Annotated in this window: 17 protein-coding genes; 15 read left to right on the forward strand and 2 right to left on the reverse strand. The window is 64.8% G+C overall.

Annotated features, from left to right (window positions below; genetic code table 11):
- The first annotated feature begins 16 nt into the window (after window positions 1–16).
- The 3 genes from OKW44_RS13825 to OKW44_RS13835 are packed head-to-tail and all read left to right on the forward strand — an operon-like array spanning window position 17 to window position 3,512.
- Window positions 17–1,372, forward strand: coding sequence for a sensor histidine kinase (locus tag OKW44_RS13825; protein WP_018423814.1), 1,356 nt, complete (start codon window positions 17–19; stop codon window positions 1,370–1,372).
- 8 nt (window positions 1,373–1,380) lie between these two features.
- Window positions 1,381–2,505 carry a hybrid sensor histidine kinase/response regulator gene (locus tag OKW44_RS13830; protein ID WP_018423813.1) on the forward strand — a complete coding sequence of 375 codons (1,125 nt, stop codon included), beginning with the start codon at window positions 1,381–1,383 and terminating at the stop codon, window positions 2,503–2,505.
- Complete coding sequence (locus OKW44_RS13835; protein WP_018423812.1) at window positions 2,505–3,512, forward strand: response regulator; 1,008 nt, start codon at window positions 2,505–2,507, stop codon at window positions 3,510–3,512. The genes OKW44_RS13830 and OKW44_RS13835 overlap by 1 nt, the downstream gene beginning before the upstream one ends.
- A 188-nt stretch (window positions 3,513–3,700) precedes the next feature.
- On the opposite strand, the gene OKW44_RS13840 is transcribed toward OKW44_RS13835, so the two are convergent.
- Window positions 3,701–4,591, reverse strand: coding sequence for a 2OG-Fe(II) oxygenase (locus OKW44_RS13840; protein WP_018423811.1), 891 nt, complete (start codon window positions 4,589–4,591; stop codon window positions 3,701–3,703).
- A 440-nt stretch (window positions 4,592–5,031) separates the two neighbouring features.
- On the opposite strand from OKW44_RS13840, the gene OKW44_RS13845 reads away from it, so the two are divergent.
- From OKW44_RS13845 to OKW44_RS13870, 6 genes are read left to right on the forward strand one after another with little or no spacing between them, the layout of a single operon-like run.
- Window positions 5,032–6,318: an efflux RND transporter periplasmic adaptor subunit gene (locus tag OKW44_RS13845; RefSeq protein ID WP_018423810.1), complete on the forward strand. Its 1,287-nt coding sequence runs from the start codon at window positions 5,032–5,034 to the stop codon at window positions 6,316–6,318.
- 15 nt (window positions 6,319–6,333) lie between these two features.
- A complete protein-coding gene (locus tag OKW44_RS13850) occupies window positions 6,334–9,489 on the forward strand; it encodes an efflux RND transporter permease subunit (RefSeq protein ID WP_018423809.1) in 3,156 nt (1,051 codons plus the stop codon).
- A complete protein-coding gene (locus OKW44_RS13855) occupies window positions 9,486–12,800 on the forward strand; it encodes an efflux RND transporter permease subunit (protein ID WP_018423808.1) in 3,315 nt (1,104 codons plus the stop codon). The genes OKW44_RS13850 and OKW44_RS13855 overlap by 4 nt, the downstream gene beginning before the upstream one ends.
- The gene (locus tag OKW44_RS13860; protein WP_026226407.1) at window positions 12,797–14,410 is read left to right on the forward strand and encodes an efflux transporter outer membrane subunit; all 1,614 of its coding nucleotides are present in this window, start codon (window positions 12,797–12,799) and stop codon (window positions 14,408–14,410) included. The genes OKW44_RS13855 and OKW44_RS13860 overlap by 4 nt, the downstream gene beginning before the upstream one ends.
- A 9-nt stretch (window positions 14,411–14,419) precedes the next feature.
- A complete protein-coding gene (locus OKW44_RS13865; protein WP_018423806.1) occupies window positions 14,420–15,046 on the forward strand; it encodes a chromate transporter in 627 nt (208 codons plus the stop codon).
- 44 nt (window positions 15,047–15,090) lie between these two features.
- The gene (locus tag OKW44_RS13870; RefSeq protein WP_018423805.1) at window positions 15,091–15,627 is read left to right on the forward strand and encodes a chromate transporter; all 537 of its coding nucleotides are present in this window, start codon (window positions 15,091–15,093) and stop codon (window positions 15,625–15,627) included.
- Window positions 15,628–15,647: 20 nt separating this feature from the next.
- Here OKW44_RS13870 and OKW44_RS13875 read toward each other — a convergent pair whose 3' ends face one another.
- Window positions 15,648–16,163: a PQQ-dependent sugar dehydrogenase family protein gene (locus OKW44_RS13875; RefSeq protein WP_018423804.1), complete on the reverse strand. Its 516-nt coding sequence runs from the start codon at window positions 16,161–16,163 to the stop codon at window positions 15,648–15,650.
- Between the two features lie 218 nt (window positions 16,164–16,381).
- Here OKW44_RS13875 and ehuR point away from each other — a divergent pair, with 218 nt between their 5' ends.
- From ehuR to OKW44_RS13905, 6 genes are all read left to right on the forward strand, one after another.
- Window positions 16,382–17,779, forward strand: a complete 1,398-nt coding sequence (gene ehuR / locus OKW44_RS13880; protein ID WP_018423803.1) for a MocR-like ectoine utilization transcription factor EhuR — start codon at window positions 16,382–16,384, stop codon at window positions 17,777–17,779.
- Window positions 17,780–17,962: 183 nt separating this feature from the next.
- On the forward strand, window positions 17,963–18,994 hold the full coding sequence (gene eutB / locus OKW44_RS13885) for a hydroxyectoine utilization dehydratase EutB (protein WP_018423802.1): 1,032 nt from the start codon (window positions 17,963–17,965) through the stop codon (window positions 18,992–18,994).
- Window positions 18,991–19,995, forward strand: a complete 1,005-nt coding sequence (locus OKW44_RS13890) for a cyclodeaminase (RefSeq protein WP_018423801.1) — start codon at window positions 18,991–18,993, stop codon at window positions 19,993–19,995. Before eutB ends, OKW44_RS13890 begins: the two co-directional genes overlap by 4 nt.
- A gap of 53 nt (window positions 19,996–20,048) precedes the next feature.
- A complete protein-coding gene (gene doeB, locus OKW44_RS13895; RefSeq protein WP_018423800.1) occupies window positions 20,049–21,086 on the forward strand; it encodes a N(2)-acetyl-L-2,4-diaminobutanoate deacetylase DoeB in 1,038 nt (345 codons plus the stop codon).
- A 7-nt stretch (window positions 21,087–21,093) separates the two neighbouring features.
- On the forward strand, window positions 21,094–21,585 hold the full coding sequence (locus OKW44_RS13900; RefSeq protein WP_018423799.1) for an Lrp/AsnC family transcriptional regulator: 492 nt from the start codon (window positions 21,094–21,096) through the stop codon (window positions 21,583–21,585).
- A 166-nt stretch (window positions 21,586–21,751) separates the two neighbouring features.
- Window positions 21,752–23,275: an NAD-dependent succinate-semialdehyde dehydrogenase gene (locus OKW44_RS13905; protein ID WP_018423798.1), complete on the forward strand. Its 1,524-nt coding sequence runs from the start codon at window positions 21,752–21,754 to the stop codon at window positions 23,273–23,275.
- Window positions 23,276–23,294 lie beyond the last annotated feature (19 nt).

Consider the following 23,294-nt stretch of genomic DNA (forward strand, 5'->3'; position numbering starts at 1 on the left):
GTCGACATCCCTGTCCATGACTACCAGTCCCTTGCAAAGCGGCTATCAAACCGAGCTGGCCGACTTTCGCGTCACGTTCAGCCGGGGCGGCGCGTGCACGGCGATTGCGCTCGTGCTGCTCGGCGTGGGGCTGGATTACGCGCAGTATCCGCAGTATCAGACGTCGTTCGCGCTCGCGCGCCTGCTCGTGTCGTTGATGATCGGCGGTGTCATCGCCTTGCTCGACACCAGCATGGGGCGGCGGCTTACTCCATGGCTGACGCTGTCCTGGCTGCTGCTGCCGCAGGCGATGATTTCATGGATGATCTGGCGCACCGATGGTGTTCTGTCGCCTTACTACATGGGCCTGAATCTGGCCATCTTCGCGTCCGGCATTGCGTTGCCATTCGGTCTTTGGCAAAACCTCGTGTTCGGCGTGCTGTCCTGCTTTCTGTATCTGCTGGCCTGCCTGTTGCCTCCGCATGACGGCGTGCCGCTCGGCACGATGACCGTCAATGTTCTGCTCCTTCTGTTCGCCGCTGCCGCAAGTGCCGTCTACACGTTTTTCAACGAACGCGTGCGCTTCATGCTGTTTCGCCTGAAGGCCGAAGTGTCCGAGAAAAACGCGGAGGTCTCCGCGAAGAACGCCGAACTCGAAGTGATCAATCGGCAGTTGCTCGACATCAAGGGCCAACTGCTGCAGCAGGAAAAAATGGCGGCGATCGGTACGCTCGCGGCCGGCCTGCTGCACGAAGTGAACAACCCGGTGAACTTCTGTCTGATGGCAATCGAGGTTGCGCTGGAAGAGCCGATCTCGAAGAAGGAGCCGACGCTGCAGGAATGTCTGGTCGATGCGCGGCAGGGCATGCAGCGGATCCAGCACATCGTGTCGGACCTGAAGACGTTCGCGTATCGCAAGCCCGGCGCCGAGGCGGAGCTGGGCACGCCGTTCCTGTTCGAAAAGGCGCTCGATTCGGCGATCCGGCTCGTCGGGCATGAATTGCGCGGCGTCACCGTCACGCGCGAGCTGCCCGCGGATACGCTGGTGCAGGGCGACGAGGCGGCCATCATCGGCGTGCTGATCAACCTGCTGTCGAATGCGGTGCTGGCGATGCGCAAGGCGGCCACGCCCGCGCCGGCGATTCACGTCAACGTCAGATGGACCGAAGACCGCCTGCATGTGACGGTAAAAGACAACGGGCCAGGCATCGCTCCGGAGCATATCGCGCGCGTGTTCGAGCCATTTTTTACCACCCGCGAAGTGGGGCAAGGCCTGGGCCTCGGGCTGTCGATCAGCTATGCGGTGATCGAGCGTCATGGCGGCCTGCTGTTTGCTGAGAGCGAGCAGGGCAGTTGGGCGTCATTCAGTTTCGATCTGTCGCCCGCACCCTGAGAAACGCCATGAATGACATCCGACAGACACAGCCCACTCTTCTCTACGTCGATGACGAAGAGTTGGCCTGCAAATATTTCGCGCGCACCGTAGGTGCCGATTATGAGGTCCTGCTCGCGACGAGCAGCGATGAGGCGATCGCTATCCTCGAGCAGGACCACGCCCGCATCGCGGTGCTGGTCACGGACTTCCGCATGCCGGGGCGTGACGGTGGCGAACTGCTGCGCCAGGTGGCGCTGGAATATCCGCACATCGTGCGGATTCTGGTCACTGCTTATGCAGACGTCGAGATGTTATTGCGGACGGTCAACACCGGCGAGGTGTTCCGCATCCTCGAAAAGCCGCTGAAGCCGGCGGCAGTGCGCGATACGCTGCAACTGGCGTTCGATCGTTACCACGAACGCGCGATGCAGAATCAGCGCCTGATCGCCATCGACGAAACCCTGGCGTTCATCGCGCACGAACTGAACACGCCGCTCGCGGCGATCGCGTTGAACGCGCACAGCATCGAAGACCGCATCGACGCGGAGCGCGATGCGGAAGGTGAAATTCTCGGTGCCGCGAAATCGATGCGCGAGAGCGCGCAGTACTGCATGGCGGTGGTGTCGTCCTTCTGGCGCTCAGTCCACAACGGGCGGCGCCGGCAACTGGAGGGCGACGAGGCGCGCATCGAGAGTACCGCCCATGGGCTGATCTCGGCGTTGCTCGATACGTATCCGTTTACGACCGCGCAGCGCTCGTGGGTGCAGGTCGACGTCGACAGCGACTTTGCCGTGCTCACGCAACCGAATTGCGTGGCGCTCGTGCTGTCGTCGCTGTTGTCCAACGCGTTGCGCGCGCTCGCGGATGTGTCGTCGCCGTCGGTGCGCTTTACCGTGACAACGGAACCCCACCCGAGCATCGGCATCTGCGACAACGGGCCGGGAATTCCGCCCGAGATCAAAGACCGCCTGTTGACGGACCCAATTACAACGCACGCGAAATCCGGGGGGAACGGCTTGGGCCTGATTCTATGCAACCGTGTCATGCAGTCCTGTGGCGGCGGACTCAGGATCGAGTCCACGTCGTGGGGAGGCACCACCGTAGTGCTGGATTTCCCCCATATCAAAGGTCAAACGCACAGGAGTTGTTGATGAACGAAGCAAAAGCCACAGAGGAATTGGCGCCGGCGATCATCTTCGTCGATGACGAAGCTACCGCCGTAAAGTACTTCCAGCGTGCCATCGGAAGCCTGGCGCCGGTCCTGACTGGCGGCTCGGTGGAAGAGGGCAAGGCGCTGCTCGACGAGCACGGCGACAGGGTGGGGGTGCTGGTCTCCGACCAGCGTATGCCGGGCGAGTTCGGCAACGAGCTGCTGCGCTATGCGAGCGAGCGCTTTCCGCATGTCGTGCGGATTCTGACCACCGCGTATTCGGAAATCGATCAGACCGTCGCGGCCGTCAACCTCGGTCACATCCATCGCTACATCAAGAAGCCTTGGGACATCACGGCGCTGCGCATGGAGCTGAAGCAGGCGCTCGAGCTTGCCGAGCTGCGCAAGGAGCGCGACACGCTGGTGCGCGAGAAGCTGGGCGTGCTGCAAAAGCAGGTGGTCGCCACCCGCATCGGTCTGTTGCGTTCGCTGTCGGCCACGCTGATCGGGCCCGAGCGCTTTCAGCCGGTCGAGACGTATCTCGCCGCAGCGGTACTCGCCGACGTGCCGAACTCCGAACCGGACTGGCTGCTGCAGGACTACTCCGATCTGATCGCGGCCGAGAGTGCCCGCAGCGGCGCGTTCGGTCATACGGTGGCCGCGCACCTCGCCACGCTGCGCAGCCGTCACGGCAGCGCGAGCGTGACTGCGAGCGACGCACTGACGACGCTGGTCGGGGCATTTTCCAAGGCAGGCATCAATGTGCGCCGCGAAGGCGATGGTCTCGTGTGCGACCAGCCGGCCACCCTCGCGGAGTTTCTCGCGGAGCCGGGCAACAACGCGGTGTCGAGCGGGCACGCGGTATGGCTGGCGAGCCTTCTGTGGCTCGACGGCAATGACGTTGCACTGCAGCCGGCTAGTGAAGGCGATGCGATCGCGTTCCGGCCGGCGCAGCGCGGTAGCGAGTTCGCCGCCGATCGCCTCGCCACGTGGATCGAGCAGTTCTGATGAGCTTGCTTCGAGGGCGCGTCGACTGATGCGTCCTTCCTGCTACCGGCTTCGCGCTGCAGCCCCCCGCGGCTAGCAGCGCGACGCTGACTACGGCTCGCGCGAGCCGTTCGAATGTTATTCCACGTTCTCGGACAATCAGCACGCCCTTTTCATCTCGACAAGCGTTGCCTTTCAGGCCTGACTTCTCAAGCCTGAACGCGCGGCGCGAAGCGCCGCGTCCGAATCCATTTGGTAGCCACCCACTTGTCTCCCGAACGCAGCGGCGTACTGGCATGCAGCGAACTCGGATCGCACAGCCCAAAGCGGTTCCCATATTCGAAATAGAGCGCATGCCCGCGCTGCGGCGCGACCGACCAGCCAATCTGCGGAAACACCGTCTCACCGCCGCCTTCCACATCTTTCAGATACATCAGCAGCGTGCCCATGCGCTGGCCGCTGCGCGCGATCGACTCGCGATTCGCTTCGTTGTTTGTCATCAGATAGTCGACGTGCGGCGTCGACTCCGCGCCTTCCTCATAGTGCAGCATTTGCAGGCCTTCGCCGTTCTCGACCGGGGTTGCCGTGAGTTCGGCGATGCGCGCCTCGATGCGCGAGATCAACGGCGTCTCGCCCAAACGGAAAAACATCCCGTGACTGCTGCGATGACCGGCGATCACATCGCGGCCGGTCACTGGATCGACGACGGCCGAGCGGTCGAGCCGCGGCTGTGCGAGCGCGATCAGCTGCTCGCATTCATCGGCACTCAGGAAATTGGCGATGTGCACGGCGGCCGGTCGTTGCAGCCGCGACAGCACGCGCACCTTGCGCTCGCCGAGTTGGATCAGCGGACCGTCGGGCACGCGCAGCGGCTCGTGCTGGTAGCTGAGCGGCGCGCTGCCGACTTCGAGCTTGTCGCCGGGCAGCGCCATACCGTACAGGAACGCCGATGCGACTGCATCGACCATCGCCGACGCGAGCTCGGCCGCGTTGTCGCGGCTCACCAGTTCGTTGACGATCGCTTGGGGCGCGACGCCGCGCGAAAGGTTGGCGGCGATCCAGTCGCGGACTTCGGCTGGGAAATTGACGGTGATGGACATCGGCGCGAGGTTGTGGGGTGTCGTGATAGTCGCGGCGCGCGCGACGCTGGCTCGCGATGATAGCGGACGATTGTGACGACTCTGGACGCACGGCCCGGGTTTCAGTTGACTGTCGTCTGTTACCGCATATTGCGATGTCCCGCCGCGCCCATAACTCGGCCCATGCGGGTGTCCGCCCCCACGTGCCGCCCGATCGATGCCCCTGACTCTTTCACCGGCCAACATGTTGCACCCCTGTAACTCAAGGCCGGCGCAAGCCGGTTACATTCACGCATGCCCGTATTCAAGCCCTTGCCCACTTCCTTACATCTTCATAACGACACGTCCGGAGGCCTTCGACTGATGACAACGCGCGGGAACCATGGCACTTTTGCGCAGTCCCGTCGGCGGACGAGCTTCCAACCGAGTATCAGCACCAAAATCCGTTCCCGGAGATCAACATGAGCGAAACCGTGTCCCCGCCGCCAAAGCGCTCCCGACGCGGGCTCATCATCTTCGCGGTTGTCGTGCTCGTGCTGGTCGCGCTCGTCGCGGTTCATCTGCTGACGCGCAAGAAGCCGGTGCGCGAGAACGCGGCGATGGTCGTCACCGTCGCGCAGGCGACGCTCGGTTCGATGCCGGTCACGCTGAGCGAGCTCGGCACGGTCACGCCGACTGCAACCGTGACCGTGCTGCCGCAGCTGAGCGGCTATCTGACCGAAGTCGGCTATCACGAAGGCCAGGAGGTGCAAAAGGGCCAGTTCCTCGCGCAGATCGATCCGCGCCAGTATCAGATCAGCAAGCAGCAGGCGGAAGCGACGCTCGCGAAAGACCGCGCGTCGCTCGCGCAGGCGCGCGCCGATCTCGAGCGCTATACGCAGCTGAACGAACACAAGTCGATCGCGCAGCAAACCTTCGCGGATCAGCAATTCCTCGTGCAGCAGGACGAAGCGGCGGTGAAGGTCGACCTCGCCAACATCGCCCAATTCGATCTCGACCTCGCCTATTGCCGCATCACCGCGCCGATCGCGGGCAAGGTCGGCTTGCGGCTCGTCGATCCGGGCAACTACGTGACCGCGTCGTCGTCGACCGGCATCGTCGTCATCACGACCGTGAAGCCGACCACGGTGCAGTTCACGGTGCCGCAGGATTCGCTCGCGTCGATCGTGCAGCGTCTCGCCACCGGCGCGAAGCTGCCGGTCACCGCGTATTCGAGCGATAACTCGCGCGAGATCGCGACCGGCACGCTGTACGCGGTCAGCAACCAGATGGCGACCGCGACCGGCACCGTCACCTTGCGCGCGACCTTCGCGAACGACGACGAAACGCTGTTCCCGAACGAGTTCGTCAACGTGAAGCTGCTCGTCGACACGATGCAGAACGCGGTTCTCGTGCCGACCGCCGCGGTACAGTCCGGCGCGCCGGGCGACTTCGTCTATCTGGTCAATCCGGACAGCACGGTGTCCGTGCACAAGGTCAAGCTCGGACCGAGCGACGGCAAGAACACGGTGATCGTGTCGGGACTCGCGGCCGGCAACCAGGTCGTGACGGACGGCACGGATCGTCTGAACGACGGCGCGAAGATCCAGCCGGCGCATCCGAAGTCCGCCGCCGCGGCGAGCGGCACGTCCGCAACCGGCACGTCCGCCGTCGGCCCGAAGGCGCCCGCCGCCGCGTCCGAAGCCGCGCCGGCGTCGAGCGCGCCGGCATCGCCTGCGCCGGCCGCGTCCGAAGCCGCCTCGTCGTAACGGACCCCCGCGCCAATGAACATTTCCCGCCTGTTCATTCTTCGCCCGGTCGCGACGCTGCTGTTGATGATCGCGCTCGTGCTCGTCGGTCTGATCGCGATGCGCGTGCTGCCGGTTTCGTCGCTGCCGAACGTCGACTATCCGACGATTCAGGTGCAGACCTTTTATCCGGGCGCGAGCCCGACCGTGATGGCGACCACCGTGACCGCGCCGCTCGAGGTGCAGCTCGGCGAGATTCCGGGCCTGCAGCAGATGACCTCGTACAGTTCGGACGGGGCGTCGGTGATCACGCTGCAGTTCGATCTGTCGCTGAACCTCGACATCGCCGAGCAGAACGTGCAGCAGGCGATCAACGCGGCGAACAGCTATCTGCCGTCGGGCTTGCCGGCACCGCCGACCTACGCAAAGGTCAATCCTGCCGACCAGCCCATTCTGACGCTCGCGGTCACCTCGAAGTCGATGTCGCTGACGCAACTGGAGGACGTCGCGAACAACCGCCTCGGCACGAAGATCTCGGAAGTGGCGGGCGTCGGCGTCGTGACGACGAGCGGCGGCAACGTGCCCGCGATCCGCGTCGAAGCCGACCCGCACAAGCTCGCCGCCTACGGTCTGAACATCGACGATCTGCGCACGCTGCTGAGCTATGTGAACGTGAGCCAGCCGAAGGGCAATTTCGACGGCCCCGATCTCGACTACACGATCAACGGCAATGATCAGATCACCGATCCGAAGGACTACCTCGACACCGTAATCGCCTACCAGAACGGCTCGCCCGTATTCATGCGCGACGTCGCGCGCGTGAGCCAGGCCGCCCAGGACGTCGAGCGCGGCGCCTGGTACAACGGCTCGCCCGCAATCGTGCTGAACGTGCAGCGCCAGCCGGGCGCGAACGTGATCCAGACGGTCAACCAGATCATGAAGGAGCTGCCGCAGCTCGAATCGACGTTGCCGGCCGGCATGAAAGTGACCGTGGTGTCGGACAGCACCGGCGTGATCCGCGCGTCGGTCGGGGACGCCGCGTTCGAACTGATTCTCGCGATCGTGCTGGTCGTCGCGGTGATCTTCGTGTTCCTGCGCAACGTGCCCGCCACGCTGATTCCGAGCATCTCGGTGCCGGTCTCGCTGATCGGCACGCTCGCGGTGATGTATCAGCTCAACTACTCGATCGACAACCTGTCGCTGATGGCGTTGATCATCGCGACCGGCTTCGTGGTCGACGACTCGATCGTGATGATCGAGAACATCGTGCGCTATCTGGAAGAGGGCATGTCGCCGCTCGAAGCCGCTCTCGAAGGCGCGGGGCAGATCGGCTTCACGATCCTGTCGCTGACTGTTTCGCTGATCGCGGTGCTGATTCCGCTGTTGTTCATGGGCGGTGTGATCGGGCGGCTGTTCAGCGAGTTCGCGGTGACGCTCGCGGTCACGATCGTGATTTCGGCGGTCGTGTCGCTGACGGTGGTGCCGATGCTGTGCGCGCGGATGCTGCGCGCGCAGGCCGAGCGCCATCCGAGCCGCTTCGAGCGCATCAGCGAGGGCCTGTTCGACAAGACGCTCGCCGCCTACGAGCGCGGCCTGCGCTGGGTGCTCGATCATCAGACGCTGACGCTGATGGTCGCGATCGCCACCGTGGTGCTGACCGGCATCCTGTATGTAGTGATTCCGAAGGGACTGTTTCCGGTGCAGGACGTCGGCGTGATCCAGGGCATCAGCGTCGCCGACAACTCGGTGTCGTACGCGGCGATGGTGCAGCGCCAGAGCGCGCTCGCCGATGCGATCCTGAAAGACCCGGACGTGGTGTCGCTGACGTCGTACGTCGGGATCGACGGCACGAATGCGACGCTGAACAACGGTCGCTTCCTGATCAATCTGCGCGAGCGCGACCAGCGCTCGGACAACGCCCAGGAAATCGCGCGACGGCTCGCGCAGGAAGTCGCGCACGTGCCCGGCGTGAAGCTGTTCATGCAGCCCGAGCAGGACCTGACGCTCGACACGACCGTGTCGCCGAACCAGTACAGCTTCGTGCTGCGCGGACCGAGCCAGCAGGCGTTCCAGAAGTACGTGCCGGAACTCGTCGCGCGCCTGAAGCAGATTCCGTCGCTGTCGGACGTGCAGAGCGATCTGAACAGCGACGGCCTCAGCGTGAACGTCGAAGTGAACCGGCAACTGGCCGCGCGCTTCGGCATCACGCCCGCGACGATCGACAACGCGTTGTACGACGCGCTCGGCCAGCGCATCGTGTCGACGATCTTCGAGCAGTCGGCCCAGTACCGCGTGATTCTGGTCGCGAAGCCTGAAACGATGCCGACCGTGCAGTCGATCGGCAATCTGTATCTGCCGAGCCAGACCAGCAGCACCGGTCAGGTGCCGCTTTCCGGCATCGCGAAGATCCAGATCGCGAAGGCGCCGCTCGTGATCAGCCATCTCGCGCAGTTTCCGTCGGTGACGGTGTCGTTCAATCTCGCGAAGGGCGCATCGCTGAGCACCGCGGTCAAGGAGATTCACCAGGCCGAGCGGGCGATCGACCTGCCGCCGTCGATCACGTCGTCGCTGCAAGGCGCGACCGCGGCGTTCGAAGATTCGCTGTCCAGCGAGGTCTATCTGCTGATCGCGGCGCTCGTTGCCGTGTATATCGTGCTCGGCGTGCTGTACGAGAGCTTCATCCACCCGGTCACGATTCTGTCGACGCTGCCGTCGGCCGGTATCGGCGCGCTGCTCTCGCTGATGCTCGCGGGTATGGATCTCGACGTGATCGGCATCATCGGCATCGTGCTCCTGATCGGCATCGTCAAGAAGAACGCGATCATGATGGTCGACTTCGCGCTCGATGCCGAACGCAATCATGGCAAGGCGCCGCGCGATGCGATTTTCGAGGCGTCGCTGCTGCGTTTCCGGCCGATCCTGATGACGACGCTCGCCGCGATGCTCGGCGCACTGCCGATGCTGCTCGGCACCGGCACCGGTTCGGAACTGCGCCGGCCGCTCGGTCTCGCGATCATCGGCGGCCTGACGCTGAGCCAGGTGCTGACGCTGTTCACGACGCCGGTGATCTATCTGTTCTTCGACCGTATGGCCACGCGCGTGAACCGCTGGCGCGCCGAGCGCGCTAAGCGCAACGGCGGCGACGAGCCGGGCGGGCGCCCGCCGGAAGGCGGCGCGGAGGGCTCGCGGTGAACATCCCGGCGATCTTCATCCGGCGGCCGGTCGCGACGACGCTGCTCGCAATCGCGATCCTGATCTCCGGCATGCTCGCGTATTTCCGCATGCCGGTCGCGCCGCTGCCGAACATCGCATTTCCGGTGATCGTCGTGCAGGCCAACATGGCCGGCGCGAGCCCGAACATCATGGCGTCGACGGTGGCCGAGCCGCTCGAGCGGCGGCTCGCGACGATCGCCGACGTCGCGGAGCTGACCTCGATCAGCTACGCGGGCTCGTCGATGATCATCGTCGAGTTCGGTCTGAAGCGCGACATCAATGGCGCCGCGCGCGACGTCGAGGCGGCGATCCAGGCCGCGCGCGCCGATCTGCCCACCACCTTGCGCAGCAATCCGAGCTACCGCCAGTACAACCCGGCCGACGCGCCGATCGTGGTGCTGTCGCTGACGTCGGACACGCTGACCAAAGCGCAGCTCTACGACTCCGCCGATTCGGTGATCCAGCAGCAGCTGTCGCAGGTGCAGGGCGTCGGCCAGATCACGCTCGGCGGCGGCGCGTTGCCGAGCGTGCGCGTCGAGTTGCAGCCGGGCAAGCTCAATAGCTACGGGATCGGCATGGAAGACGTGCGCGCGGCGATCAGCGCGGCCAATGCCGACAGCGCGAAGGGGCATATCGACGTCGGCGATCAGCGCTACGTGGTCACGTCGAACGATCAGATCACGCACGCGGCGCCGTATCGCGATCTGGTGGTCGCGTATCGCGACGGTGCGCCGGTGCAGTTGCGCGACGTCGCCCAGGTGCGCGACTCGAACGAAAACATCCGCAACGCGGGGCTCTTCAACGGCAAATCGGCGATTCTCGTGATCGTCTATCCGATGCCGGGCAGCAACGTGGTCAGCACCGTGCGGCAGATACGCAACGTGCTGCCGGCGATCGAGGCGACGTTGCCGAGCAGCGTGCACGTGGATGTCGCGATCGATCGCTCGCAGTCGGTCACCTCGTCGGTCAGCGATACCGAGCGCACGCTGTTCATCGCGGTGCTGCTGGTGGTCGGCGTCGTGTTCATCTTCCTGCAGTCGCCGCGCGCGACGCTGGTGCCGGCGGTCGCGTTGCCGCTGTCGATCGTCGGTACCTTTGGGCCGATGTATCTGCTCGGCTATAGCATCGACAATCTGTCGCTGATGGCGCTGACCATCGGCACCGGCTTCGTCGTCGACGACGCGGTCGTCGTGCTCGAAAACGTCGTGCGGTACATGGAGCAGGGGTTGAGTCCGAAAGAGGCCGCGCTGAAGGGCGCGGGCGAGGTCGGCTTCACGGTGATTTCGATGAGCCTGTCGCTGATCGCGGTGTTTCTGCCGATCATCCTGTTTCCGGGCATCGTCGGACTGATGTTCCATGAGTTCGCGATCACGCTGTCGATCGCGATCCTGATTTCGCTGGTGATCTCGTTGACGGTGACGCCCGCGATGTGCGCGTACGTGCTGAGCCGCGACAACGCCGGTCATTCGAAAGCGCGTTGGGCGCGGTGGATCGAGCGGCAGTTCGATCGCTTCAAGGACGTCTACGCGCGCTCGCTGACGGCCGTGCTCGATCATTCGCTGCTGGTGATCCTGCTGCTGTTCGCGCTGCTGGTCGGCAACGTGTTCATGCTCAAACTCGTGCCTGCCACCTTCTTCCCCGAGCAGGACACCGGCATCGTGATCGGGCAGATCATCGCCGACCAGAGCATTTCGTTCACGGCGATGCAGAAGAAGCTCGCGCAGTTGCAGTCGATCGTGCAAAGGGATCCGGCGGTGCAGTCCGTCGCGGGCTTTACCGGCGGGCGCGCGCTCAATACCGCCAATGTGTTCATCGAGCTGAAGCCGCTGTCGCAGCGGCACGCAACGGCCACCCAGGTCGTCAACCGGCTGCGGCCGAAGCTCGACGAAGTGTCGGGCGCGCGGCTCTTTCTGCAGGCGCAGCAGGATTTGCGCATCGGCGGGCGGCAATCGGCGGCCGAGTACCAGTACACGCTGACGAGCGACGATTCCGCCGCGCTGTTTGCGTGGACGCCGAAGCTGGTCGCCGCGTTGTCGAAGGAGCGCGGGCGGCTGCTCGACGTGAACTCCGACTTGCAGCAGAACGGCCTGCAGACCTACCTGACGATCAATCGCGCGACCGCCGCGCGCTACGGATTTGCGCCGAATCAGATCGACAACGTGCTGTACGACGCGTTCGGCCAGCGCACCGTGTCGACGATCTACAACCCGCTGAACCAGTACTTCGTCGTGATGGAGGTCGCGCCAGAGTACTGGCAGTATCCAGAGACGCTGAACCGGATCTATCTGAGCACGTCCGCCGGCAATCCGACCGGCACGGCCGCGACACAGATGCCGCACGGCACGGTATCGGCGACGACTACCGCGACCACGACCGGCACGTCGTCGAACACGAACTCGCGCAACTCGGACGCGCAGTCGAACGCGACCAACAACAGCATCGCCAACAGCAAGGGCGGCAGTTCGACCGGTAGCGCGGACAGCACGGCTGCCGAAACGATGGTGCCGCTTTCGGTGCTGACGACGTATAGGAACAGCCATACGTCGACGCAGGTGAACCACCAGAGCGGGCTCGTCGCCGCGACGATCTCGTTCAACCTGCCGGCCGGCGGGTCGCTGAGCCAGGCGGGCGCGGCGATCAACGAAGCGATCCGCGACATCGGCATGCCCGCGAGCATCCACGGCTCGTTCGCGGGCGCGGCGGCGGCCTATTCGCAGTCGATGGGCGTGGTGCCGCTGCTGATTCTCGCGGCGCTCGGCGTCGTCTACATCGTGCTCGGCGTGCTGTACGAGAGCTCGATCCACCCGCTGACGATTCTGTCGACACTGCCATCCGCGGGCATCGGCGCGACGCTCGCGCTGCTGATCTTCGGCACGCCGTTCTCGGTGATCGCGATGATCGGCATCATCCTGCTGATCGGTATCGTCAAGAAGAACGGCATCATGATGGTCGACGTCGCGATCCAGTTGCAGCGCCAGCAACAGATGCCCGCGCGCGACGCGATCCACGCGGCCGCGCTGATCCGTCTGCGGCCGATCATGATGACGACGTTCGCGGCCGTGCTCGGCGCGGTGCCGCTCGCGGTCGGCATGGGCCAGGGCGGCTCGCTGCGCCAGCCGCTCGGTATCACGGTGATGGGCGGGCTGATCCTGAGCCAGATGTTTACGCTCTATACGACGCCGGTGATTTATCTGTATCTCGACCGTCTGCGTGCACGGCTGGTCAGATGGTCCGCGGGGCTGCGCTGGAACCGCGACGCGAAGCCGGGACAAGCGGATACGAAGGCATGACGATGAAGATTGCGACTGAACGAATCACAGGGTCTCGCGCCGGGTTGCCGAGCATCGCGACGCTCGCCGTCGCGCTGCTGGCGCTGTTCAACGCCGGTTGCATGGTCGGCCCGGATTATCACCGGCCGCAGGTGAGCGTGGCCGCCACGTACTCGGAACTGCCGGGCTGGACCCAGGCCGAGCCGAACGCGACCGGCCCGAAGGGCACATGGTGGAGCGCGTTCAACGATCCCTTGATCGACGAACTCGAACCGCTCGTCGCGGTGTCGAACCAGACCGTGCGCGTGGACTACGCGAACTACCAGCAAGCGCTCGCCGAAGTGCGCGCCGCGCACGCGGCCCTGTTTCCGACCATCGGCGCCACCGGTTCGGCGACGCGCGAACGCGCGAGCGGCGGTTCGGTCAGTGCATCGGGAAGCTTCGTCAATGGTACGGCGGCGCGCATCGTCAATTCGGGTTCGCTGGAAGGCAACGTGAGCTGGGCGCCGGACCTGTGGGGCCAGGTGCGCCGCACCGTCGAGGAAAACGCCGCGACCGCGCAGTCGAGCGAAGCGACGCTCGCGAATGCGACGCTCTCCGAGCAGGTCGCGCTCGCGACCGCGATCATCGAGCTGCGCACCAGCGACGCGAACATCGACCTGCTGCAGCAAACGGTCGTCGCGTATCAGCACTATCTCGACGTCGTCACCGAGCAGGATCGCGCGGGCACGATTCCGCCGAGCGACGTGATCACCGCGCGCAGCCAGTTGAATACCGCGAAGTCCGATCTGATCGCGCTCGGCGTCGCGCGCGCGCAGAACGCGCATGCGATCGCGGTGCTGGTCGGCAAGAACCCGGAGGAACTGTCGATCACGCATAGCACCGCGATGCCGGCGCTGCCCTCGGTGCCGGTCGGCGTGCCGTCGACGCTGCTCGAACGCCGCCCCGACATCGCCGCCGCCGAGCGCAAGATGGCCGCGCAGAATGCGGCGATCGGCGTCGAGGTGGCCGCGTATTACCCGGACATCTCGCTGTCGGGCGCGGCCGGATTCACGCAGTCGCCGCTGTCCGGTCTGCTGAAGGCCGCGAACTACGTGTGGTCGCTCGGCGGCAGCGCGACCGAGACGCTGTTCGACGGCGGCCTGCGCAGCGCGGATGTCGACGCGGCGAAGGCGGCCTACGACGCGGCCGTTGCCAACTATCGCGGCACGGTGCTGGGCGCGTTCCAGAACGTCGAGGACGATCTGTCCGGCCTGCGCATTCTCGCCGAGCAGGCGCTCGTGCTCGAAACGGCGGTGCGCGACGCGGATCGTGGCGCGGAGATCGCGTTCAACGAATACCAGGCGGGCACCGTCGATTACACGACGGTCGCGATTGCGCAAGCGACGCAATTGACGACGCGGCAGACCGCGCTGAACGTGCAGGAATCGCGCTTGCTGCACGCGGCGTCGTTGTTTGGCGATCTGGGCGGCGGATGGTCGACCGATGAGCTGCATGATCCGCGGCATCCGGCGGCGGCTTCTTCGGCTTCCTCGCCTTCGGCTGCGTCTGCTTCATCGGCTACGTCATCGGCGACGTCTGCAGCTATCATGCCGGGCGCGCGGCAAGCGCAGCACGATCAAAACGACTAAGGACGAGCATTGGCCAAAGGCATCCACGGGCAACACGTCAGCGACCCGGTATCGAGATCCGAAGACGACGCGCCACACCACGCGCCACCGCCGCGCGAAGTGACCTCGCTGGGCCTCTTTCTGATCTTCGCCCGCATCGGTCTGACGAGTTTCGGCGGCGGACTGAGCGGCTGGTTCATGCGCGAGTTCGTGCACGACCGCCACTGGATGAGCGAAGACGAATTTCTCAACGGCCTCGCGTTGTCGCAGGCGCTGCCCGGTGTCAACGTGAAGAATCTGGCGATCTGGATCGGCTACCGGCTGCTCGGCTGGCGCGGCGCTGTAGCGGGATTTTTCGGCATCGTTTTTCCGGCGGCCGTCGTGATCATTCTGCTCGGCGCGTTCTTCTCGGCGATCGCATCGTTTCCGCTCACGCATATCGCGCTCGCTGGCGCCGCGGCCGGCGCGATCGGGCTGTCGCTGTCGATGGCGATCACCGCCGCACGCCGGCTGCCGCGCCGCGTGTTTCCGTATCTGGTGCTGCTCGCGACGTTCGCGGCTGCGGCGGTGTTTCGCGTGTCGCTGGTTTGGACCGTGCTGATCGCCGGGGCGTTGAGCGTCGGCTATGAATACGTGCGCGAGGCGCGCCAGCGCTGATCGGCTTGGATCGCCGCTAGTCAAATTCCGGAAAAGCTTTCGTCGTGCCTCGAACTCTCATCACTCTGTTTTCCGTTTTCGCGCCGCTATCGATCGTGACCGTCGGTGGCGGCCAGGGGATCATCCCCGAAGTGCAGCGGCAGGTCGTCGACGTGCATCACTGGATGACCCATGCGCAATTTCTCAGCGACTTCGCGATCGCGCGGCTCGCGCCCGGTCCTGGCTCGCTGCTCGCGACGCTGATTGGCTATCAGGTCGGCGGACTCGGTGGCGCGCTCGTCGCGACCGTCGCGCTATTTGGGCCGACTGCGTTTCTGATGTATGGCGTCGTGCACGTATGGAACCGGCACGAAGGCGCGCGCTGGCTGAATGCGTTGCAGGCCGGGTTGCGGCCGGTGGCTGCCGGATTGATTCTCGCGGCCGTCTATGTGCTGCTCAAGGAGCTCGAAGGCGGGTGGATGGCGTGGCTCACCGCGGCCATCGCGACCGTGCTCGTGATGACGACGCGTATCAATGCATTGGTGTTGATCGCGGGCGGCGCGGTTGTGTTTGTGCTGGCGCATTTTGTGGGGTTGCTGTAGCGCGCCACCGATACTTCTTCCTAGTCGTGTGTAATTCGCCTGATCGTACTGGTCACGAGATCCACGTAGAACAAGTCGCCATTCTGGCCCGCCTTCAGATCCACCGGTCCTCCCTGCAGACCCCTTGCGAAAGTCTGGGGCACATTGTTCAGAGGTTGCATGGTCCAGATGCATTGCCGCAGAAGATCACCAAAGTACAGTGCGTTTTTGAATTGAGCAGGGTAGGTTGCGCTCGCATTGTCGGTAAACCCGATCGCAGAGATGACACTGCCGTTCTGGTCCGGCCCTCTGCCGTTCCGCTTGCCGCCGCAGGTTCTTCCACGACTGTCATCGGCTGAAATGTAGCTCGTGTGAGCGTACGCATAAAACGGCTCCTTGGCACCCACGAACTTTCCGCAGTAGCCCGAGCTTTGATAGTCGGGCTCGGGAGCCGCAGCGAAGTTGGCGCCAGGGCTCCATCCTTCGTAGCATGGCCAGCCGAAGTCTTGGCCGTCGACAGTGACATGATCGATTGCCTCCGCATAACGTCCACTCACGCGTTTTCCATGTTGAACTGGCGACGCTGGAATAGGTGGCCTCATTCAACCGTCATCCTTGGATGGCGCCGCTTGGCGAGATCCTGCCCCACATTTTTTCGCGTTAAATGCCCTAGGACATTAATTTCCTCCCCCGTTTCTGCCGCACTATGGGAGATTAAGCGAGACGACGCCGACTCCTCACGGAGCCAGCATCCACCACCAACATAGGAGCAGCGGTGATCGAGCAGTGGCGCGAGGCCGTGCGCGCGGTGCACGGCGTGGAATCGAAATACAAGCGACTGGTCAAGGCGATTGCCGGCGACATCGAGAACACGTCGCTGCCGCCGGGCGCGCGCCTGCCGCCGCAGCGCGACGTCGCCGCCGAACTCGCGATCAGCGTGCAGACCGTGACCAACGCGTACAAGGAACTGGAGCGGCAAGGCCTGATCCGCTGCGAGGTCGGGCGCGGCAGCTTCGTCGCGGCGCGCGTCACCGAAACGATGTCGAGCTACATGCTCGATACGGCCGAGCGTTCGGTGGTCGACTTTTCGATCGCGCGCATCATTCACACGTCCGAGCACGATGCGATGTGGCGCAAGGTCTGCGCGACGCTGTCGACGCTCGACGATCAGCCGTGGATTCGCGCGTTCCGGCCGATCGCGGGCTTCGAGCATCATCGCCAGGCGGGTATTGCATGGCTCGCGTCGCTCGGCATGCCGGCTTCGGCCGATACGCTGCTCGTCACGAACGGCGCCGCCCACGGCATTTTTCTCGCGCTCGCTTCGCTGGTGGGGCCGGGCGACACCGTGCTGTGCGAAAGCCTGACGGATCACGGCGTGATAGGTTCGGCCAACGTGCTCGGCTTCACGCTGAAGGGCCTCGAGATCGACGAGTACGGCATTCACCCCGAGCATTTCGAGGAGATGTGCGACAGCGAGCGCATCTCGGCGCTCGTCTGCACACCGACACTGAACAATCCGACCGTCGCGTTGATGCCCGATTCGCGGCGTCGGGCGATTGCGAAAATCGCCGAACGCTATGGCGTATACGTGATCGAGGACGACGTGTACGGGCCGTTGCCGGCCAAACATTCCACGCCCATTTCGAGCCTGATTCCGGATCTTTCGTTCTACTGCACGAGTTTTACGAAGTCGGTGATGGCCGGCTTGCGCATCGGTTATATGACGACGCCGCGCCGGCTCGCGCTGCGCGCCGAGAGCGTGCTGCGCGTGAGCAGTTGGATGGCGACGCCGCCGATGGCCGAGGTCGCCACGCGCTGGATCGTCGACGGCACGGCCGCGCGGCTCGTCGAAATCCAGCGCGAGCGGCTCGGGCGGCGTCAGTCGCAACTGCAGCAGACGCTCGGTAAATATGTCCTGGGCGCGCATCCGCAGGCGCTATCGGCGTGGCTGCGGGTGCCCGATCACTGGCGCACTGATCGGCTGGTGCGCGAACTGCGCAACCGCGACATCGCGGTCACGTCGCCCGATCCGTTTCTCGTGCGCGACGCCGACCGGCCCAATGCGGTGCGGGTTTGCGTCGGCGCCGAGGTCAGCGAAGACGCCTATAAAGCCGCGCTCGAAACGATGCGCGACGTGTTCGAGCAGTACCCGCAGGTGCACGATTTCACCTGATCGCGCCGGTGCGCGAATTGTGTAACGCGCTGACCGAAATGAACTAGGACAATAAAAATCCTTTTTTAGAACACTAGACTGGGCTGCATGGAAAGCGATGCGGTCGCGAGTCATTGCGTTTATCTCCGATAGCCGTGCCCGCATCGAATAGCGAATCGACCTCTTTGATGCAGGGCCTGGTGCATGTCCGTTCCATCGTCAACCGATCTTTCGTTAGCCGACATTTACCGCGCGCGCAGCCGTATCGACGGTCGCGTATGCCGTACGCCGCTCGTCGAATCGCCGAGCCTGTCGGCGCACGCGGGCACGCCGGTTTATCTGAAACTCGAAACCGTGCAGCCGACCGGCAGCTTCAAGCTGCGCGGCGCGACCAATGCGCTCGCGCAGTTGGCCGAGCAGGGCTGCACTCGCGTGGTGACCGCATCGACCGGTAATCATGGCCGCGCGGTCGCGCATGCGGCGCGCGCGCTCGGTATGGACGCAACCGTCTGTCTGTCGCGCCTCGTGCCCGCCAACAAGGTCGACGCGGTACGGGCGCTCGGCGCGCACGTGCGGATTGCCGGCCAAAGTCAGGACGAGGCCGAGCACGAAGCATTGCGGCTCGCGCGCGAAGAAGGCTATGCATACGTGCCGCCATTCGACGATCCGCGCGTAATCGCCGGACAGGGCACGATCGGACTCGAAATCGTCGAGGCCTTGCCCGATGTCGCGAACATCGTGGTGCCGTTGTCGGGCGGCGGGCTGTTTGCCGGCATCGCGCTCGCGGCGAAAAGCACCAATCCCACGATCGGCTTGACCGGCGTCACGATGGCGCGCGGCGCCGCGATGCATGCGAGTCTCGCCGCCGGTCAGCCGGTGCTGGTCGAGGAAGTCGACACGCTCGCCGATTCGCTCGGCGGCGGCATCGGACTCGAAAACCGCTATACGTATGCGCTGACGCGCGATCTGATCGACGAGACCGTGCTGCTCGACGAGGCGTCGATTGCGCGCGGCATCGCGCATGCGTATCGGCAGGAACGGCTCGTCGTCGAAGGCGCGGCGGCGGTGGGGATTGCCGCGGTCCTCGATCGTGCGCTGCCCGCTGAACGCATCGCGCGCGGGCCGCTCGTGCTGGTCGTGACGGGCGCGAACATCGACATGAATCTGCATCGGCGGATCATCGGCAACGAATCCCCGCAAGCCGCGCCGTCACCGAACTCACACACCCCATCATGACCTCGATCACGCTCCTTGGCGAAGCCGAGCTTCGCAAACTCGTGCCGCTCGATCTCGCGGCCATCGATCAGATCGAAGCCGCCTTTGTCGCCCTCGCGACCGAGGCGGTCGCGATGCCGCCGATCCTGCGGCTCGATCTGCCCGCGCATAACGGCGAAGTCGACGTGAAGACCGCCTGGCTGCCGCGCCTCGACAGCTTCGCGATCAAGGTCAGTCCAGGCTTCTTCGACAACCCGTCGCTCGGTCTGCCGAGCCTGAATGGTCTGATGCTGGTGTTGTCGGCGAAGACCGGGCTGACCGAAGCGGTGCTGCTCGACAACGGCTATCTGACCGCGATACGCACGGCGGCCGCCGGCGCAGTGGCGGCGCGCTGGCTCGCGAAGGCGCGCACGCCGCAGGTCGCGGTGATCGGCGCGGGCGAGCAGGCGCGTCTGCAACTGCGGGCCTTGATGCTGGTGCGCCGCGTCGAACACGTACGCGTCTGGGCGCGCGACGCGGCGAGCGCGCTGCGTTTCTCCGCGGAAGTGAACGACACGCTCGGCGTGCGATGCGATGTCGCGGCCAGCGTTCATGACGCGCTCGCCGAAGCGGACGTCGCGATTACCACCACGCCGAGCCGCACGCCGCTGATCGAAGCCGCCGATCTGCATCCGGGCCTGCACATCACCGCGATGGGTTCGGACGCGGAGCACAAGAACGAAATCGCGCCGGCCGCGCTGGCGGCGGCGCGCTACGTATGCGACCGCGCGCAGCAAACGCGCGTGCTCGGCGAACTGCATCATGCGCTCGCCGCGGGCACGATGCGTGACGATGCGGCGATCGTCGAATTGGGCCAGGTGATCGCGAAACAGGCCGCGGGCCGCACGGGCGACGCCGACGTGACGATCTGCGATCTGACCGGAACCGGCGCGCAGGACACCGCTATCGCCGCGCTCGCATTGCAGCGCGCGCGTGCCGCGAAGGCGGGAACGACATTTGGCAACGACGCGCCGCTTGAATGACGCGCGATGAACGGCAATACGCCGCGCAAGCGGCTCACGAAGGAGTAGTACAGATGCGGGCATCCCCGATTCAACCGACGGTCGATTTCAATGCCGACGGCGAACAGCATGGTTTCCTCAAGCTGCCTCATTCGCACGACGTCTCCGCATGGGGCGCGGAGATGATCCCCATCACAGTGATCCGCAACGGCGAGGGACCGACCGCGCTGCTAACGGGCGGCAATCACGGTGACGAATACGAAGGGCCGATTGCGCTGTCGAAGCTCGCCGCCACGTTGAAGGCGAGTGACGTACGCGGGCGCGTGATCATCGTGCCGTTCATGAATTTTCCGGCGTTTCGCGCGGGCACGCGCACGTCGCCGATCGATCACGGCAATCTGAATCGCAGCTTTCCGGGCAAGCCGGACGGCACCGTGACCGAGAAAATCGCCGATTATTTTCAGCGCTATCTGCTGCCGCTCGCCGACTATGTGCTCGATCTGCACGCGGGTGGCCGCACGCTCGACTTCGTGCCGTTCGCCGCGATTCACGTGCTGCCCGACGCGACCCAGCAAGCGCGCTGCGAGGCAGCGATGCGCGCATTCGGCGCGCCGTACTCGATGCGGATGCTCGAACTCGATAGCGTCGGCCTTTTCGACACGGCCGTCGAGGAAGCGGGCAAGGTGTTCGTGTCGACCGAGCTTGGCGGTGGTGGCACGGCAACCGTGCACAGCGTTGCGATTACGGAGCGCGGTGTGCGCGGCTTTCTGCAACATGCGGGAATCGTCAGGCAAGACGAAGCAATGGGTCGCTCGAGCGCGAGCGCGCCGCGCACGACGACGCTGCTCGATATGCCCGACGGCACGTGCTACACGACGAGCGAGCACGATGGCCTGCTCGAACTGTGCAAGGACCTCGGGGAGATGGTCGACAGCGGCGAGGTGATCGCGCGGATTTACGATGCGAAGCGCACCGGCGCCGCGCCGATCGAATATCGCGCGCGACGCGGCGGCATGCTGGCCGCGCGGCATTTTCCGGGGCTCGTGCGGATCGGCGACACGGTTGCGGTGGTCGCGGACGTGCTTGAACGGGGCATACCGGTAAAGGTCTGAACGCGCGATGAAATTCGACCGCTACGATCTCGCGATTTTGCGCATTCTCGCGCGCGATGGACGCATCACGAAGTCGCGCCTCGCCGAAGAAATCAATCTGTCGATTTCGCCGGCATGGGAGCGCGTGAAGCGCCTCGAAGAAGAGGGCGTGATTCGCGGGTATCGCGCGGATATCGATTGGGTGCGCGCGTTCAAAGGCAGCCGCGTGGTGGTCGAGGTCACGCTCGCGCGTCATACCGCGCCGGACATGCGGCGCTTCGAGGAGCGCATCGCGGCCGCGCCCGAAGTCGCGCAATGCCTCGCGACGGGTGGCGGTGTCGACTATGTGATGCACGTGCTGTCGCGCGATATCGACCACTATCAGCGCTTCATCGATACGTTACTGACCGACGAATTGGGCATCGAAAAGTACTTCACGTATATCGTCACGAAGGTGGTGAAGAGCGGGGCCGAAGGCTTGCCCGAATGGGCCGAGCAGTCGATTGGCGAGAACGGCTGAGTGGCGCGCTACATGCGGTCGAAGTACGGCGAAAAGCCGCACCCGAAAAAACGATAACCATGCGGCGGATTGCAGAAAAAACGTAGTCCTCGACAAGCGACAACAAAAAAAACCGCAGTGCCGCCGGACCTACAGTGATAGCAGACATTGCACACAGGAGGTCGTCATGTTGCTGGGTCATCCGGTCCTATTCAAATCGCTGTGCTACGTGGATGGACGCTGGGTTCATAGCGCGAGCGCCGCGAGCGTCGCGGTGCAGAATCCCGCGAATCAGGAAGTGCTCGGCCATGTGCCGATGCTCGACGCGGCGCAGATCACCGCGGCGGTCGATGCCGCGCAGCGCGCGTTCGACACGTGGCGCTGGGTGCCGGTCGCCAAACGTTCGGCGCTGCTGTTGCGCTGGCATGAGCTGATTCTGCGTCATCAGCAGGATCTCGCCGCGATTCTGTCGCTCGAACAGGGCAAGCCGGTTGCTGAAGCGCGCGGCGAAATTGCGTATGGCGCGAGCTTCGTCGAATGGTTCGCGCATGAGGTGCGGCGCCTGAATGGGCGCACGATTCCGACGCATATCGATGGCGCTCATCTGGGCACGATCATCGAGCCGGTCGGCGTGGCCGCGCTGATCACGCCGTGGAATTTCCCGTGCGCCATGCTCACCCGCAAGGCCGCCGCCGCGCTCGCCGCCGGTTGCACGGTGGTCGCGAAGCCCGCGCACGAGACGCCGTTCTCCGCGCTCGCGCTCGCGCAACTCGCCGAAGAAGCGGGCTTTCCGGCCGGCGTGTTCAACGTCGTGCTCGGCGAGCCGCAAATGGCGATGGAAACGCTGGTTTCAGATAGCCGCGTGCGCTCGGTCAGCTTCACCGGCTCGACGCGTGTCGGCGCGTTAGTGATGCAAACGGCCGCACGGGCAGGCATCAAGAAGACCGCGCTCGAACTGGGCGGCAACGCGCCTTTCATCGTGACCGAAGATGCGGACCTCGAACAGGCCGTGCGCGTCGCGGTCGCGGCGAAGTTCCAGACCTCGGGCCAGGACTGCTGCGCGGCAAACCGGATCTTCGTCGCGCGTTCGTTGTATGAAGCGTTCGTCGCGCGATATAGCGATGCCGTGAAGGCGTTGAAAGTGGGCGGCGCATTCGACCCGAACGTGGACGTCGGCCCGCTGATGCACCAGGCCGCGTTCGACACGACCGTGCAGCGCGTCGCCGACGCGCGTGAGAAGGGTGCGCGCGTCACGGTAGGCGGCGCGGCGCACGAGCGCGGCGGCTGGTTCTTCGAGCCGACCGTGGTCGCCGATGCGGCGCCCGGCATGCGCATTTACGACGAAGAAAATTTCGCGCCGATCTCGGCGGTCACGCCGTTCGATTCGCTCGACGAAGTGGTCGAACGCGCGAACGACACCGAGTATGGACTCGCCGCCTACGTGTGCGCGAAAGATCTGAACACCGTGTTTCAACTGATCCGCCGACTCGACTTCGCGATGGTGTCCATCAACGGCGCGAAGTTCACCGGCGCACCGATTCCGTTCGGCGGCATCAAGTCGTCGGGGCTTGGACGCGAAGGCGGCGTCGAAGGCTTCGAGCCGTTCGTCGAGACACGTTATTTCTGCCTTGGCCAGCTTGGCTTGCCGGTCAGCGACAGCGCCCCCGCTCGTGCCGCTGCACATGCGATGGCGACGGACGCAACGGCCTGAACCTACCGATTCATTCATC

Source organism: Paraburkholderia lebeckiae (assembly GCF_050436325.1).
Taxonomy (GTDB): domain Bacteria; phylum Pseudomonadota; class Gammaproteobacteria; order Burkholderiales; family Burkholderiaceae; genus Paraburkholderia; species Paraburkholderia tuberum.

What these genes read in the sequence shown, in the direction of transcription:
- OKW44_RS13905 (WP_018423798.1), top strand. Translation starts at nt 21,752, where the DNA reads ATGTTGCTGGGTCATCCGGTCCTATTCAAATCGCTGTGCTACGTGGAT.
- OKW44_RS13835 (WP_018423812.1), top strand. Translation starts at nt 2,505, where the DNA reads ATGAACGAAGCAAAAGCCACAGAGGAATTGGCGCCGGCGATCATCTTC.
- OKW44_RS13845 (WP_018423810.1), top strand. Translation starts at nt 5,032, where the DNA reads ATGAGCGAAACCGTGTCCCCGCCGCCAAAGCGCTCCCGACGCGGGCTC.
- OKW44_RS13890 (WP_018423801.1), top strand. Translation starts at nt 18,991, where the DNA reads ATGACCTCGATCACGCTCCTTGGCGAAGCCGAGCTTCGCAAACTCGTG.
- OKW44_RS13900 (WP_018423799.1), top strand. Translation starts at nt 21,094, where the DNA reads ATGAAATTCGACCGCTACGATCTCGCGATTTTGCGCATTCTCGCGCGC.
- OKW44_RS13850 (WP_018423809.1), top strand. Translation starts at nt 6,334, where the DNA reads ATGAACATTTCCCGCCTGTTCATTCTTCGCCCGGTCGCGACGCTGCTG.
- doeB (WP_018423800.1), top strand. Translation starts at nt 20,049, where the DNA reads ATGCGGGCATCCCCGATTCAACCGACGGTCGATTTCAATGCCGACGGC.
- OKW44_RS13830 (WP_018423813.1), top strand. Translation starts at nt 1,381, where the DNA reads ATGAATGACATCCGACAGACACAGCCCACTCTTCTCTACGTCGATGAC.
- OKW44_RS13860 (WP_026226407.1), top strand. Translation starts at nt 12,797, where the DNA reads ATGACGATGAAGATTGCGACTGAACGAATCACAGGGTCTCGCGCCGGG.
- OKW44_RS13825 (WP_018423814.1), top strand. Translation starts at nt 17, where the DNA reads ATGACTACCAGTCCCTTGCAAAGCGGCTATCAAACCGAGCTGGCCGAC.
- eutB (WP_018423802.1), top strand. Translation starts at nt 17,963, where the DNA reads ATGTCCGTTCCATCGTCAACCGATCTTTCGTTAGCCGACATTTACCGC.
- OKW44_RS13840 (WP_018423811.1), bottom strand. Translation starts at nt 4,591, where the DNA reads ATGTCCATCACCGTCAATTTCCCAGCCGAAGTCCGCGACTGGATCGCC.